This is a genomic window from Cnuibacter physcomitrellae, assembly GCF_014640535.1.
GTDB lineage: Bacteria > Actinomycetota > Actinomycetes > Actinomycetales > Microbacteriaceae > Cnuibacter > Cnuibacter physcomitrellae.
Genome location: NZ_BMHD01000003.1, coordinates 151953 through 165830, shown reverse-complemented (window position 1 = coordinate 165830; position 13878 = coordinate 151953). Strand labels below are relative to the sequence as shown.

Sequence of the window (13878 nt, the reverse complement as noted above, 5' to 3'; positions counted from 1 at the left end):
GGTGGATCGTACTGCCGGCCGCTCTCCGCCTGTCAAGCGCCGCGCCTCGCCCCAGACATGTGGGCGGTTCGGGAAGGTGCTCCGCACCTGCGGTCCAACACTCCTGCAAGCGGGTAGGGGCGGGAGCGTCGCTTGACAGGCTCCGGCGGCCGGCAGGACGGTCCCCTTATTCAATGAACCGGTCACATCCGATACCGCGAATCAGCGAAGGAGAAGGACAGATGAACACCACCGGATACACCAAGGCAGAGCAGGCCGACACCGTCTCGGACACCCTCTACCTCACCGCCGTGGGCGTCGTTGTCGTCGGCATCGTGGCCGGTATCGGCCTGGTGCTCCTCGGTCTGGGAGCGGCTTCGGTGATCGTCACATTCGTCGCGGTTGGGGTCGCCGCGCTCTTCCTCGCTGCGGGGTTCGTCGCCTCGCGTGTTGCTGACCGTCTCCACTACTACGGCCGCTGAAAGGGGCAGGGATCATGAGCGTCGTCGTCTACACCAAGGCCGGGTTCTGCGGTCAGTGCAAGGCCACCGAGACCGCACTGGATCGGGCCGGGATCGCCTACGAGCCACGGCTGCTGGAGGACCAGCCTGCCGAGGTCATTGAGGACTTCAAGGCGACCATCGGGCTCACCGCCCCCATCGTCATCACCGATACCGCGGCGGGGTCGTGGGCGGGCTTCCGGCCCGACCTCATCGGCACCCTCGCCGCCGCATAACGGGTCGACACGATGCCTGTCCTGGATGCACCCGCCTACCCCGTCGTCGACGGGATCGCCGTGGCAGACGTCGACGGGGAGAACCAGACGTGCGCGTGCGGCAACGACAGCTACGCCGCCGACTGGTACGCCGCCGACAGTGAGGGCGCGATCACCTTCGACAGCAGCGGCAGCACCAACCCGGACGAGCACACCCTCTGCCCCGCCTGCGGACGGCTCTACCGCAACACCGACCTGTTCACCGGGACCGCCGCTGCGGTCGCCCGCTACGACACCCACTCCCCCGCCTACCTGGCCGCGCTCGAGCAGTACGAACGTGACGCCTACGGAAAGGATCGGTCATGAGCATCGACCTCGCCGCGCTCAGCCTCGAGCAGCTCGAAATCTACGTGGCCGGGTACGCCGACGCACTCGACGCCCACGAGCACGACACCCGTGTGATGCAGCAGCTCACTGACGACGCTCTCGCGGACCTCGCCCACGCGCAGGCCGAGCTCGCACAGGCCCTCGCCGATGTCGAACTCTTCTACCGCATCGCCTTCTCCCCCCGCCCCGACGCACGACCGGTGGTGAGCCGTCAGGAACTAGAGGTCCGCCGACAGAAGATGGCGCGTTCATCGGCAGCTCACGCGGTCACTGACTGGCCGGACGCGCGCGTCCGACGCCCTGCGGCGTAGTATCAATAGTGGTATCATAGATTCATGGCTCGGATCGACAAGCTCATCGAGGAGATGCGCCGCAATCGGAGCGGGGTGAGGTTCAACGACCTCGCCAAAGTATGCGACCACTACTTCGGTGAACCGCGCCAGCAGGGCACCTCACACCGGGTCTATCGGATGCCCTGGCCGGGGGATCCGCGAGTGAACATTCAGGACGATCATGGCAAGGCCAAGCCCTACCAGGTGGGGCAGGTCCTGGCCGCCATCGAGAAGTTGGAAGGGATGGAATCATGAACGCTGCAGAGCACTACAGCTACCGGGTCCGCTGGTCCGGCGAGGACGGCGGGTACATCGGAACCGTGGCCGAGATGCCGTCCCTGTCCTGGTTCGCGGAGGATCAGCGAGCCGCCTTCGACGGCATCCAGACCCTCGCCCGCGACGTCGTCGACGACATGGTCAGCAACGGTGAGAGCGTCCCGGAAGCGATCGCGGACCGGGAGTATTCGGGCAAGTTCCAGGTGCGCCTCCTGCCCGAGCAGCACCGCCAGCTCGCACTGGAAGCTGCCGAGCAGAACGTGTCCCTGAACCGCCTCGTCGCCTCTCGCCTCGTCGCCCACTAGCCATGAGCGACGAGCTGCCCGCGATCGGCAATGCGACCGCGGCGAACGCGGAGCTGTCGCCCGCGGTGCTGCTGTCGATCATCGCGGGCAAACCCTCCCCCGAGGTTGCCGCGCGAGTCCGATCCGTGTTGGAGCACGCGGCGATCGAGGCCGTCTATGAAGACGGCCCGGTCGGCGTGGATGACCCGGTGCTGACGCTGGACTTTCAGCACTCCTTCACACGCCGCGAGGTGATGATGCTGCTCTCCGAGTTGCACTCCCTCGAACTCGGATAGCCCACCCCTCCGAGGTGGTGGGCCGGCCCTTTCCGAGGGCCGGCGGCGAGGGCTCGGCGCCCTCGCGCTCCCCCAGCTTCAGTTCCCTGGTGCAGGCAGAGCGGGTCGGTGTGGTTGACGCCCCGGCCGCGGCCCGGCAGCCCTGAACGGGCGCCGGGCTGAGCGGCCCGGGGACAACCACTGATCTCGCATGCGAGCCACGCGGAAGCGGTCGCCCCCAATGGTGCACAGCACACCTCTCGGCTGGGTGTCCTGCACACAGCGGGGACGACCGCCGCAATCTCCAATCGCGGTGCACTTTACTGCTGGCGGGTGGCGATCACCTAGGTCGCTGCGCCCGACAATGGGAGCAGCTGCGCTGCGCTGTATCTGGTCTGGAGTTGCACTCGATGAGGCCGTGCACAGGCCACACTGCACTCGACGCGTCGACGCTTACGTGACGGGACGTGTGGCCTGTGTGCGGCCGGGTGGAGGGTCCCGCTGTCCACCTGTGGGCAGGACGAGCCCGAAGGAGAGAGCTCGTGCTGTCCACAGGTGGTCAGGGGGATCAGGACCGCAACCCCCCAGACGCCGAAGGCGTCACTCCCCCGCCGTCGCCGACGCCGCTGACGCGGCCTCACGGCGACGCGGGCGACGGCCCTGCTGACCCGGACCACGGGCGCCCGTGGCGCGCAGACTCTTCTCGTTCCAACCCGCACGCAGTGCCGCCTGCCACGCTGAATCGTGCGCGGCCTGCGCGTCTCTCAGGCGCGCCTCCAACGTCTCGACCTCGTTCGACGCGACCACGATCGCGCGCACCGCATCGACACGCGCGTTGGTCTCCTGCTCGACCAACCGACGCGCGGCCTCGACCGACTCTTCAACATTCTGGATGGGCTCATTCATGAGGTAATCCTAAAGGGTAACCGCTGGAGCGGTCCGCGACCTCCCGGTCGCCAAGGAGCACCCGTCTGGACCCGCTTTGCGGGCCGTCATTCGGGAGCAAGCTGTCAGGTTACATGCTGTAACCTGATCTCACCGCGGCTGAATGGCCTCGGTGGTCCCCGCGCCTTGTGGGTGCGGGGTCGCTGCGCTGGCGTGGATTGGAGCTGCTCGTGAGGCGTTCGCAGCTGTTCGGCCGGTCGCGGCGCGAGAACTCGGAGTCGCCGCGCGATAAGCGTTACGTCGTGTACGTGAACGCTGAGGAGCAGGCCGCGTTGGAGGCCCGCGCCGTGGTGGCGGGCGGGATCACGGTGCCGCGACTGCTGGTGGAGTCGGCGATGAACGCGAACGTCCAGACCCGGTCGGACGTCCGGAAGTTCATCGCGGGGGTGTTCGAGCTGCAGGACGGGTTGGCGGCGATCGGGAACAACGTGAACCAGATCGCGAAGTACGCCAACACGGAGCGCGTCTATCCCTCCGATGCGGAGGCGACGTTCGAGGAAGTGCGACGAGTGGCGCGGCTGATCGAAGCGACCGTGCAGTCCTGGGATCTGACGTGATCCCGAACGTCGTTGAGGGCGCCAACATGACCGGGCTGGTGTCGTACCTGGCCGGTCCTGGCAGGCAGAACGACCACACCAACCAGCACGTCATCGCGGGGTCGCGGTACGTGGAGATGGAGTTCGCCGGCGCCCCTCTGGGCCGGCAGGATGTGGTGTCTCTTGCTCGCCACATCGACGCGCCGCGGCGTGAGCATGACGTCGACTGCCGTCGCTCGGTGAAGCAGGTCGACGCCGAGACGGGCAAGGTGTCGTACCGGAAGGTCGACGCCGGCGTGTTCCATGTCTCGCTGTCTCTGTCGGCTGATGAGGGCGAGTTGACGGACGAGAAGTGGGCGGCGATCGCGCACGACTACATCGACCGGATGGGGTTCGGCGCCACCGACGACGCGCCCAGTGTTCGGTGGGCGGCGATTCGACACGGCCTGTCGAAGAACGGCAACGATCACATCCATCTGGCCGTGTCGATCGTGCGGACCAACGGTGCGAAGGTGGACCTCGGCTACTCGCATCGGCGCTCTCAAATTGTGGCCGGGGAGCTCGAGCGTGAGCACGGCTTGCGCGTGTTGGAGACCCGGGACATGGGCGTCGGTTCGCGCGGGGTGAAGCCCGCCGAGCAGGCCCGCACCGTGCGGGAAGGACTGGCTGAGACTGAGCGGGAGAGGCTGGAGCGGGTCGTGCGTGCCGCGGCGGCCGCGTCGCGCAACGATCTGACATTCGTAGACGCCGTCCGCGCGTCGGGCGTGATGATCCGCCCCTACTACGCCAAGGGGTCACGCACCGAAGTGGCTGGCTATTCGGTGGCCGCGCGACCTCGAGCGGGCAGCGACCCGGTCTGGTTTGGTGGGGGCCGGCTCTCCCGCGAGCTCACCCTCCCGCGGCTGCGTGACGGGTGGGGGCCGACGTCGCCCACGGTGCAGGAAGCGGCGTGGCGATCGACCCGCGACGGGACCTCCCGAGTGAGCTCACCGGGAGCGGCGTCGACGAAATCGTGGGAGGCCGCGGCGTCACAGTTGAAGGCTGCAGCGGAGCGACTCAAGAGCACTCCCGCGACCGATCGTGCCGCGTGGACGTCCGCCGCCCGCGAGGTTGCCGGCGTCTACTCCGCGTGGTCCTACCGGGTCGAGGGAGCCAAGCCCGGGCCGCTGCGCGAGGTGTCCAGGCAGCTCGGGAAGATCGCTGCGACACCCGCTCGAGACGCGACACGAAAGCCGTCCACGAGCCCTCGCCTCATCGCGGCCGAGACCGGGATGCTGCTCATGGTCGCGTCCGGCCAGGCGTCCTCCGACATGGCCTACCTCATGCTCGCCCGGCAGCTGACCGCGATGACCCGAAGCATCATCGACTGGAAGAACCAGGCCGGCCTCACCCACGAAGCCGAACGCACCGAACGTGCTCTCGCGGCCACGCTCGCCGCAGTCCAGCCGACCGGTGCGCCGGCCGCTCCCCCGGCACCGAAGACGGCCGAGGAACGCGCACGCGACCGGCTCCGAGAGATCCGCGAAGCGCAGAACAGGAACGCCGGCCATGGCGCCCCTGGAAGCGACGGGAGCGTCCCGTACACGCGGCGGCGGCCCGGCCCCGGCCAAGGGCCGACGCTCGGCCGGTAGGCGGGCTCAGACGCGCTGAGAGGGGCCCGGCACCAGGTGTGCCGGGCCCCTCTCGGGCCGTGTTCGAGTAGGGCGGTCACATGTTGAGCGTGCGGTCCTTGCCCTGGCCTCGGCCGGTGTTCTTCCTGGCTTTGGGTGCGGCCGTCGTGGCGCCTTGCACCGCGGCGTTGGGCGGGGTGCGGCGACCGCGTTCGGTGACCATGCGTGAGTCGATCAGCTGCGGGTCCACGTTCCGGTTAGTCAGGCTCTCCCGCAGCCGGTCGAGCCGCTGCGGGGTGTCCCAGTCGGCGGCCTTGGCTCGGTACTCCTCTGCCGTCGACCGCTCCGCGGGCGTTCGAGGCTGACCGGCTCGCTCATGCGCTGCAGCAGCGCCGTGCTGGGCCACTTGAGTGGCCTGTGCCGCGGCGGCGTGTCTGTCGTCGATGTCGTGCGGCACGTCGGCGGAGGCGGTGCGAGGCGCCGCTTTGACCTCGGCGAGGCCAGCTTCTTCCGTGCTCGCCTCGGCCGCGGCAGCGTCGCGGACCGCGGCGTCCTCCCGCAACCGCTCGACCGGCTGCTGCCCCGACGTAGAGTTCAGCGCGGCCTCCTGTTGCGCTGCGTCGGTGCCGAGCCTGTCGGCGTGACCGTCCGCCCAGTCCGCGCGCCCGAGCGCCTCATTCGCCTCCGCACGGGAACGGTCAGCTTCGCCCGTGAGCGCTGTGGCCGCGTCGTCGAAGCGTTCCGCGTTCTCGAACTGCGCCACGTCGTCGGCAGAGCCCCGGTCCCAGTCGACACCTCCACGGAGCTCGCTCGCCTGTTCGCGCTGCTCGCTCGCGAGTGTGTCGTAGGCGTTCGCTTCCGCCAGCAGGAACTCGGCTTTGGCCCGGTCGACATCGGCGCTGGCACGCAGTCGAGTCTCGGCCGCTCGCTTGTCGGCGATCTCTGCCGCGGCGGCCATCACCTCTGCCGGCGGCGCCGAGAGTGCGGAGATCTCCACCCCGTACCGGTCACGGACGTTCTGCGCGATCGCGGCGTCCGCGTCGGCGACCGCCCTGGCGGTGGCCTCGTCCGGGGAGTGATCACGCCACCTGGATGCGATCTCGTACTTCTCCGCGATCGTGCCCGGGGTCGCGGTGTCCCACCAGCGGAAGTCGTGCACGGGCCGCAGCTGCGCCAGCTCGGACGCGCGCTGGGCGTCCAGCTGCGCCTGCAGGGCCCGGGCGGCTTGCTCGCTGCGGGCCTGAGCTGCACGCAGCATCTCTTGCCGCGCCGCGCTGATCCTCCCGGCCAGCTGCGACGCGGCGAGCAGGATTGTCTGCATCGAGCGGGTCGCGTGCTGTGTGGGGTCTTCGTGTTCGTGTTCCATCGGATGCCTCCTAGGCGTCTAAGCGGTCAGGTGAGGGGTTGGATGTCGGTGGCCAGCCACGGATCCGCGGGCGCGGTCCGGGCGAGCTGCACGAGCAGCTCACCCACGACCACGTCGACCGCTTCGCCCTCGCCGTCGAGGACCTCGACGGCATCACTCGTGGCCGCCGGCACCGGCAGCTCGTCGACGTCAACGGCGCCGGGATGGGCCAGGTAGCCGGCGATGCGTATCTCCCAGTCGGGCAGGTCGCGATGGGCGAGCAGGTGCACAATCGCGGCCGCCACCGCGGCGGGGCCCCGCTGATCCGGGTAGCTGCCCGCGGGCGGTTCAACGTAGGGCAGCGGCTCGAGCACGGTCGTGCTCTGCGCTTTGACCGCCTCGGCAGGGAATGGCGAGGTGCCCTTGGTCATCAGCGACTCCATGTGCGGGCGCGCATGGTCACGCCACCACACGCTCTTACCGGTGCGGCCGTCGAGGTTCAGATGCTCCCAGGCCCGCCAGAGCGCGTCGAGGACGTCTTCTGCTTCTGGGTAGCGCCACCAGTCCCCCACCCACATCCACGGCTGACCGTCGATGCGCCGCCGGTACACGTTCCTGAGGTATTCGCGCACGAACTCGTTGACGCTGCCGTACACCAGCTCCCGAGCTTCGGTCTCGTCCTCTTCGGTCTCGGCGCCGTCCTCGAGCGCGTCGTCGTTCACGCCCATGTCCGCTCCCACTTTTGCTGCTCGTCGCGGACCTTCGCCGCTTCCTTCTCGAGGTCGGTGAGGGTCTTCTGCGCGCCCGGGTCGTGGGCGCGCACGGATGCGGCGATCGCGTCGGCGTGCTCGGTTTCCATCCACGGGATGGTGCGCACCATCGTGGCCGGTGCGCCGGAGGCGAGGACCACGGCGCGGCCGCGGGGCAGGGCCCGGAGATCTCCGATCTCCATGATCGCCTGGCGCTGCAGCTGGAACGACGTCGACCGTCCCTGCCGGGAGTGAGTGACGGTGCTGGTCTCCTTGTCGTAGTTGCCGATCAGGCGGCTGAGCCGACCGAGGAAGTCCTCTTCGTCAACCCCACCGCCGTAGACCTTCACGTTCGCGGCGCTCCACAGCTGGTCCATGCCCTCCTTACCCCACACCCGGACGCCCTGCGACCAGGCCTGCAGGATCGTCATGAGCAGGATCCCGCGGGAGCCGTAGTGGGAGTACAGCTGCGGCAGCTCGCGCCACAGGCACACGTTCGCGGCCTCGTCCAGCACGCACACCATCGGCACCCGCAGACGCCCGCCCTGCTCAGTGGCGTATGCCTCCGCCGCTTCGGCGACCTCCGCGGTCAGCGCCGTGACGAGGGTGGAGGCGGTGCCGGCGCCCTCGCGGGAGAGGGAGTAGAGGGTGCCGGTGCTGCGCACGAACTCGTGCGCGTCGAACCGGGGCCGGGAGTCATACGGGCCGGCGCCGGTGATCCAGGGCCGGATCTGCGCGTACTGGAGGCAGGCGAGCATCTTCGCCGCAGTCTCGAACACACCCGACCGCTGATCGGGAGCGGCGTTGTCGTTGCCGCGCACGCTGGCCGCGTCGGTGATGAACCCGTGTCCGGTGAGGATGTCGACCACCTCGGTCACGGAGATCTCGGTGGTCCACATGTACGCGTCGATGATGGAGCGCTGATCCAGCGCGGCCGCGAGCAGGAAGCTCTTCACCAGGTTCTCGCCCTTGGGCTCGAAGAACGCATCCCCCTTCGCGCCGTCCGCCTTCGAGCCGTTGGCGAAGTGGCTGGCCAGCTTCGCCGCCCGCACATCCGCCGTCATCAACGCCGTCTTGTAGCGGGGATCCATCGGCTCGGGCACGATGTACGCCAGCGGGTTCCACCACCAGGTGACCGGCTCCATCGCGATCTGCTGCGGGTCAAACACCCATACCGGCCCCCTCTGGGCTCGGATATCCCGGGTCGAATCGACCAGGTCGCGCTTGTTCGACGTCGACAGCACCGCGCCGACCGCGTTCACGATCGCCGGGATGCACCGCGACGTCGACTTACCGGTCCGCGGCCCCGCGATCTCCATGTAGACCTCTTCGAGGCCGGAGACGAACTCACGGTTCCCGACAACCGTGCGACCCACGGACACTCCGGTCCAGGTCCCGCCGAACTTCTCCGCCTTCGCCCGCAGCGCTCGGGCGTCTGTGTACGCGGCGAGGGCCGAGCCCTGACCCATGTACCGGGAGAACCGGTCGACGCGGGTGCGCTTCTTCGAGGCACGTCGCACGGGGATGCTGATGAGCACCGCCGCGGCGATGAGGAGGACGGCGGCGCCGATCAGGAGCAGCGTTGCGGAGCCTGGCCAGAGGACGGATCCGCTGCCGATGCCGAAGAACGCTTTGACGGGGTTCTCGCGGGTGTCGGCGTTGACGCCGTCCCATTCCGAGCCCACCCGGAAGGCCAGGTAGACCCCGACGAGCACCAGGACGCCCCCGATGCCGAGAGCGAAGAGGATCAGCTGGTCTCGGCCGCTGCCCGGTTGGCTGCGGCGGTTCGGTTCACTCATCGCTGGGGTCCTCCTTCAAGGATCGTGTTGAGGTCCGCCGCGAACTCCGCGTAGGCGGCAGCGGCGGGCGCCTGTCCCTTGCGGCGGGTGTTCTCGTCCCACGGCATGACCCACACCCGAGGCACTCCCCCGCCGATGCGGTGGGCGAGCTCGGCGAGCGGCTTGGGGAGCTTGCCGGGGGCGTCGGCGGTGAGGACCAGGCCGTGCAGGCGCACGTGCGGGACCTGACCGGCCGCCCACTGGCGTGCCGCGTTCTGGGCTGCGCGCAGGCCCGCGTAGTGGGTGCGCGCGGCCAGGACGACGTCGACGAGAGCGCCGTCGGGGTAGGCCGGCCATGCACGGCAGATGCCGGCCCACCCGGTGCCGAGCCGGGTGAGAGTGTCGACACCGGCACCGCCGTGCACCCCGACCACCCACAGCGACGCCTGCGCGCGCACAGCCCGCGCGGGGAGCGCGTCGACCAGGTCGGGGACCGTCACGAACGGCTGCGGCCCCGACACCCTGGATGCCCGTACCTGCCGGCCGGGATCGACCACGGGTGCCTGCTCGGGCTTGGTCAGGTAAGGGTTCTCGGCCGGTTCCGGGTTGTGGCGGCTGAACCTGCTGGGGGCGTTCATGCGTGCTCTCCCGGGGTGACGATCGCGGACAGCGGATCCTTGGTTCCGCAGAACGCGCAGTAGTTCTCGCTCACGTCCGTCTCCCCTCCGCAGGTCCGGCACTTGCCCTGCTCGACCAGGCGGGTCTGCCCGGGCCGGGGCTCGTCGACGCTCTGGTCAGGGTTGAGCGTCTGCACGTAGCCGTCACCGCTCACGGCGACGTCGAAGGTGCCGCCGCCGGGCTCGGTCGCCCGCAACCGCACGGGCCGGCCGAGCTCTCGGGCCCGGGAGGCGGTGTAGGCGATCACGCCCGTCCGTGTGCGGTTGATCGTGTCGCCTGCGATCGGGTAGGAGGTGTCGTTGACGACGAGCTCACCGGTGGCGTCGTCGCGGAGGGTGGAGCGGATGACGGGGAAGGAGGGGACGGGGATGCTCACGGGTTACTCCTCGGTGCGGGTGACTCGGGTGATGGTGGCGACCTGGCGGGCGAGGTTGACGCCGATGTTGTCGGCGTCGATGACCCGTCCGTAGCTCTTGTTGTCCTCGGGCCCCCAGGAGACGGTGTGCTCCCGGCCGACGACGATCACCGCGTCTCCCTTGTGGAGAGTGGCGGCGGCGTTCTCGCCGAGCTCGAACTTCGCTTCCACGAAGTGCGTGGTCGGGTTGGGGTGCTCCACGTACTTCCCGGCCCGGTATTCGCCGGTGTTCTCGATCACCCGGAACTTGGTGATCTGGACGTTGCCGGCCTGGACGGTCTCGACGTCGGCGGCGAGGTTGCCGGTGATGGTGCGCGGTGTGGACATGTGCTGCTCCTTTGCTCGTGTGGATTGGGGTGGGATGGTCGCGGGCTATGACGCATCCCGGGCCGCGGTCGCCAGGGCGGCGATGCGGGCTATGTGGTCGGGTCGGAACCCGGACCAGTGGTCGTGCTCGTCGACGACCACGACGGGCGCGGCGAGGTAGCCGAGATCCTCGGTCACGTACTCCAGCGCGGCCGCGTTCGTGGACAGATCGACCGGGTCGTAGGGGATGCCGGCGCGGTCGAGGGCGGTTTCGGTGGCTTTGCACTGCACGCAGGCGGGCTTGGTGTAGACGGTGATGCGGTCGGTCATGACAGCAGACCTCCGGGGGTGAGGGATCCGTCGGTGTGGCCGACGTCGATGTGGAAGTGGTTGCAGGTGTCGTCGAACGGCTGCAGGTGCACCAGCTCGAGCGAGATCCCCGCCGCGGCCCGGCAGGAGGACTGGCCCACGTTGGTGCCGGTGGGGACGATCGGGTCGAGGATCTGGATGAGCTTGATTGAGTCGTCATCGGCGCCGGTGAGGGAGTGCCCGTTGAGGCGGTAGAAGTCGACAGCGTGGCCGCCATCGTTGATGTAGTGGCTGGACGCGGTGCCTGCCCCTTCGATCTGGCCGGTGCACTTGCGGTTGATGTCCGAGACTCCGACGTTGTCGAACGAGCGGACAGCGATCACAATGATCTGCAGGATCCGCACGTCCACCCCGCAGTCGGGGACGGTCTGCCCCTCGGCGATCCACCGGATCTCCTTGATGTGATCCGGTGTCGACCCGACGAGCTTCCCGGCGTCGACGGCGGCCACGAGCTCCTGCGCCAACGCGACCGCGTCACCGCTGACCGCGCACCCGCCCGCACCCGCCGGAGCACCAGTGGGCGCCGTGGCGCCAGACGGCGCGGACCCCGCACCGGAAGCCGAGACGGCGCCCGTGAGGGCGTCAACGATGCGCTGAGCTCCGTCGACGTACTTCGTGTAGTGGTCCGGGTCGGCGTTGCGCTGCACCGCGTGCGCAGCGCGGGAGGGCGGCAGGGTCGACCAGTCGGGCACGTTCACGAGCCGGTCGTAGAACAGCCCCGCCGCCGTGGCGGGATCCATCCGCTGCTCGACCGTGCCCCACGAGGACTGCTGCTGGAACAGCCCGATCGAGTCCGCCACGGACCCGTCCGGGTTGATGGCCCCGTCGCCGTAGTCGATGTTGACCAGCGAGGACTCGCCCATCGCGGTCATCACCCCGATCAGCTGCGCCTGGGTCGGGAGCTGTCGCTGGGCGGCGACGTTCATGATCGTGGCGGCGTTGCCCAGCTGCTCGGCGGTGAACCCCTCCACGGTGAGACCGGGCGAGAGGGTGACGGTGCTGCTACCGCCCTGGCCGCAGGCGGCCGCGGTCTGGCTGCCGCCCATCACGCCGATCGTGAGCACCAGAACGAGCATCGCCACCACCGCGGCCGCGACCCCACCAAACGCCTTCACGAGCCCTGTCCTCTATCCGTTGTTCTGTCGGTCCGGGGGCACGATGTCCCACACCAGCCAGCCCGAGGCGGTGTCGACGCGGAACAGCCGAACCTCATACACGCCGGCGTCGGTCGGCACGCTGATCCGGCCGTTGTTGGTCCATGTCTCCTCCAGCGGCGCGGGATTCCCGGTGACGGCATGGATCGGGACGTTCGCTGGGTCGGTGTACTGGTAGGCCTGCTGCGCCTGCTCGGTCAGATGCGGGGCGAGCAGCTGCCACCAGGCGTCGTAGGGCAGGTCCTTGCGGGCGAAGATCGCGACGGTGTCGACGGCGGCCTGCGCGGCCGCGGTCTGCGCCTGCGACAGCGCATCCCCGCTGACGGTCGTGTCGTCGTCTTGCGCCGCCGTCGGCGCCGGAGACCCCTCCCCCGCCGAGGTGGATGCACCAGGTGAGCCGGGGGTCGGCGTCGACCCGGCCGACGTCGACGGCGCGACCCCGGTCTGCGCGTCGCTGGCGACGCATCCGGTCAAGGCCAGGGCCGCGGCGATTGCCACGGCGCTGACGCCGGCGAGGCGGTTACTCCCAGTCGTCATCGGGGTCCTCCTGCAGGTCGGGGCTGGTGGTGGGGTCGCCGAGTNCCTTGATGAGGAACTTCCCGCGGCCGGGCGGGATGGCCTCGCCGGTGCGCTCATCGAGCACCCCCGGGTCGGACCAGGACCCGATCAGGTCCGCCTCGCGGCCGGTGATCTCCGTGATCCGGGTGAGGCGTTCCTTCACCTCCACCGGAGGCAGCCCGCCGAACACCTTGATCTGGGAGTGCGCGACGAGCTCGCGGGCCCGTTCCCGGTCGTGCTCGTCCGGAACCGCTTCAAGGTCCGCCATCGTGTGTGTGGCCATCACCTGTCCGGAGTCGCGGGACCGGTTCAGACGGGTCAGGAGCACCAGGTGGTCGATAACCCCCGATCCCGCCTGGAGGGCGCGGTGCAGCTCGTCGAGGACGATGAAGTAGTGCCGCCGCGGCGCGAGCCCGTGGTCGGCGAGCACGGAATTGAGCTTCGTGGTCATCATCCCGACCGACCAGCAGGCGAGCATCGCCGCCGCCAGGAGCGCCTTATCGTCCTCGTTGATCGCGGACAGATCGAACACCACCGGCCGATCCCGCCGCATCGGCTCACTCGTCGGCTTCGAGAACGCAGCCCCGAGGCCCACCCCCTGGGTGAGAGCGATCAGGTCCTCCTCGAGCTGCTCGGTCTTGTTCCGGTACCGGTCGTCATCACCCCGGTCGACGCTGACAGTCCGGACCGCCTGCGGCGGGTTCTGCACCACCTCGAGCAGATCCGCGAGCACCGGCACCCGACCGGTGACCGTCTCGTCCAGGTGGGACAGTGCTGCGGCGATGATGTTGCGTTCCACGGTCTGCAACCGCTCGCGGCGGGAGAGCTCGACGACCATCACCACCAGCGAGAGTCGCTGTGCCTGATAGGACGCCAGACGCCCCTCGGCGGCCTGGAGCAGGTCGGCGGCCTTCTGTACGTCGCCGGCGACGTTGGCGGCGCGGGCGGCGTCCTCGAGGAGCTGGATCGCGTCGGGCAGGTCGCCGGGGTCGAGGATGTTGAGGTAGTGCTCGCCGTCGCCGATGGTGATGACCTGCCCGCCGAACGCGCGGATCATGCCGATGTAGTCGGGGCGGATGTCGCCGAGCACGATCGGGATCGTTCCGAACCCATAGAGGGCGGTGCTGATCCGGTGGATGACGCTGGTCTTCCCCAGCCCGGGCTCGCCGAGGATGAACATCGACGGG

General features: G+C 69.3%; 19 protein-coding genes. 9 read left to right on the top strand and 10 right to left on the bottom strand.

Annotated features, from left to right (window positions below; translation table 11 throughout):
* The first annotated feature begins 221 nt into the window (after positions 1–221).
* The 7 genes from IEX69_RS20030 to IEX69_RS20000 are packed head-to-tail and all read left to right on the top strand — an operon-like array spanning position 222 to position 2269.
* Complete coding sequence (locus IEX69_RS20030) at positions 222–461, top strand: hypothetical protein (RefSeq protein ID WP_085021772.1); 240 nt, start codon at positions 222–224, stop codon at positions 459–461.
* A gap of 14 nt (positions 462–475) precedes the next feature.
* Complete coding sequence (locus tag IEX69_RS20025; protein ID WP_085021773.1) at positions 476–715, top strand: glutaredoxin domain-containing protein; 240 nt, start codon at positions 476–478, stop codon at positions 713–715.
* A gap of 12 nt (positions 716–727) precedes the next feature.
* Complete coding sequence (locus IEX69_RS20020) at positions 728–1060, top strand: hypothetical protein (RefSeq protein ID WP_085021774.1); 333 nt, start codon at positions 728–730, stop codon at positions 1058–1060.
* On the top strand, positions 1057–1392 hold the full coding sequence (locus IEX69_RS20015) for a hypothetical protein (protein WP_085021775.1): 336 nt from the start codon (positions 1057–1059) through the stop codon (positions 1390–1392). Before IEX69_RS20020 ends, IEX69_RS20015 begins: the two co-directional genes overlap by 4 nt.
* 24 nt (positions 1393–1416) lie before the next feature.
* Positions 1417–1668 (top strand): toxin HicA, encoded by a 252-nt coding sequence (locus tag IEX69_RS20010; protein WP_085021776.1) that lies wholly within the window; start codon positions 1417–1419, stop codon positions 1666–1668.
* Positions 1665–1994 carry a type II toxin-antitoxin system HicB family antitoxin gene (locus IEX69_RS20005; protein WP_085021777.1) on the top strand — a complete coding sequence of 110 codons (330 nt, stop codon included), beginning with the start codon at positions 1665–1667 and terminating at the stop codon, positions 1992–1994. Before IEX69_RS20010 ends, IEX69_RS20005 begins: the two co-directional genes overlap by 4 nt.
* Before the next feature lie 2 nt (positions 1995–1996).
* Entirely contained in the window at positions 1997–2269 is a 273-nt protein-coding gene (locus IEX69_RS20000; RefSeq protein ID WP_085021778.1) for a hypothetical protein, read from the top strand.
* Between the two features lie 579 nt (positions 2270–2848).
* Here the strand turns inward: IEX69_RS20000 and IEX69_RS19995 are convergent.
* Positions 2849–3154: a hypothetical protein gene (locus tag IEX69_RS19995; protein WP_085021779.1), complete on the bottom strand. Its 306-nt coding sequence runs from the start codon at positions 3152–3154 to the stop codon at positions 2849–2851.
* A 167-nt stretch (positions 3155–3321) separates the two neighbouring features.
* Here IEX69_RS19995 and IEX69_RS19990 point away from each other — a divergent pair, with 167 nt between their 5' ends.
* Entirely contained in the window at positions 3322–3750 is a 429-nt protein-coding gene (locus IEX69_RS19990; protein ID WP_373284509.1) for a MobC family plasmid mobilization relaxosome protein, read from the top strand.
* Positions 3747–5360, top strand: coding sequence for a relaxase/mobilization nuclease domain-containing protein (locus IEX69_RS19985; RefSeq protein ID WP_085021781.1), 1614 nt, complete (start codon positions 3747–3749; stop codon positions 5358–5360). The genes IEX69_RS19990 and IEX69_RS19985 overlap by 4 nt, the downstream gene beginning before the upstream one ends.
* A 76-nt stretch (positions 5361–5436) precedes the next feature.
* On the opposite strand, the gene IEX69_RS19980 is transcribed toward IEX69_RS19985, so the two are convergent.
* From IEX69_RS19980 to IEX69_RS19940, 9 genes are read right to left on the bottom strand one after another with little or no spacing between them, the layout of a single operon-like run.
* The gene (locus IEX69_RS19980; RefSeq protein WP_085021782.1) at positions 5437–6705 is read right to left on the bottom strand and encodes a hypothetical protein; all 1269 of its coding nucleotides are present in this window, start codon (positions 6703–6705) and stop codon (positions 5437–5439) included.
* Positions 6706–6731: 26 nt separating this feature from the next.
* Entirely contained in the window at positions 6732–7412 is a 681-nt protein-coding gene (locus IEX69_RS19975) for a DUF4913 domain-containing protein (RefSeq protein WP_085021857.1), read from the bottom strand.
* The gene (locus IEX69_RS19970) at positions 7403–9232 is read right to left on the bottom strand and encodes a type IV secretory system conjugative DNA transfer family protein (RefSeq protein WP_085021783.1); all 1830 of its coding nucleotides are present in this window, start codon (positions 9230–9232) and stop codon (positions 7403–7405) included. The genes IEX69_RS19975 and IEX69_RS19970 overlap by 10 nt, the downstream gene beginning before the upstream one ends.
* The gene (locus tag IEX69_RS19965) at positions 9229–9849 is read right to left on the bottom strand and encodes a DUF6668 family protein (protein ID WP_085021784.1); all 621 of its coding nucleotides are present in this window, start codon (positions 9847–9849) and stop codon (positions 9229–9231) included. Before IEX69_RS19965 ends, IEX69_RS19970 begins: the two co-directional genes overlap by 4 nt.
* Positions 9846–10265: a hypothetical protein gene (locus IEX69_RS19960; RefSeq protein ID WP_085021785.1), complete on the bottom strand. Its 420-nt coding sequence runs from the start codon at positions 10263–10265 to the stop codon at positions 9846–9848. Before IEX69_RS19960 ends, IEX69_RS19965 begins: the two co-directional genes overlap by 4 nt.
* 3 nt (positions 10266–10268) lie before the next feature.
* On the bottom strand, positions 10269–10631 hold the full coding sequence (locus tag IEX69_RS19955) for a single-stranded DNA-binding protein (RefSeq protein ID WP_085021786.1): 363 nt from the start codon (positions 10629–10631) through the stop codon (positions 10269–10271).
* 45 nt (positions 10632–10676) lie between these two features.
* Positions 10677–10940 carry a glutaredoxin-like protein NrdH gene (gene nrdH / locus IEX69_RS19950; protein ID WP_085021787.1) on the bottom strand — a complete coding sequence of 88 codons (264 nt, stop codon included), beginning with the start codon at positions 10938–10940 and terminating at the stop codon, positions 10677–10679.
* Positions 10937–12094 (bottom strand): hypothetical protein, encoded by a 1158-nt coding sequence (locus IEX69_RS19945; protein WP_085021788.1) that lies wholly within the window; start codon positions 12092–12094, stop codon positions 10937–10939. Before IEX69_RS19945 ends, nrdH begins: the two co-directional genes overlap by 4 nt.
* 12 nt (positions 12095–12106) lie before the next feature.
* A complete protein-coding gene (locus IEX69_RS19940; RefSeq protein ID WP_157127519.1) occupies positions 12107–12670 on the bottom strand; it encodes a hypothetical protein in 564 nt (187 codons plus the stop codon).
* Between the last annotated feature and the right edge of the window lie 1208 nt (positions 12671–13878).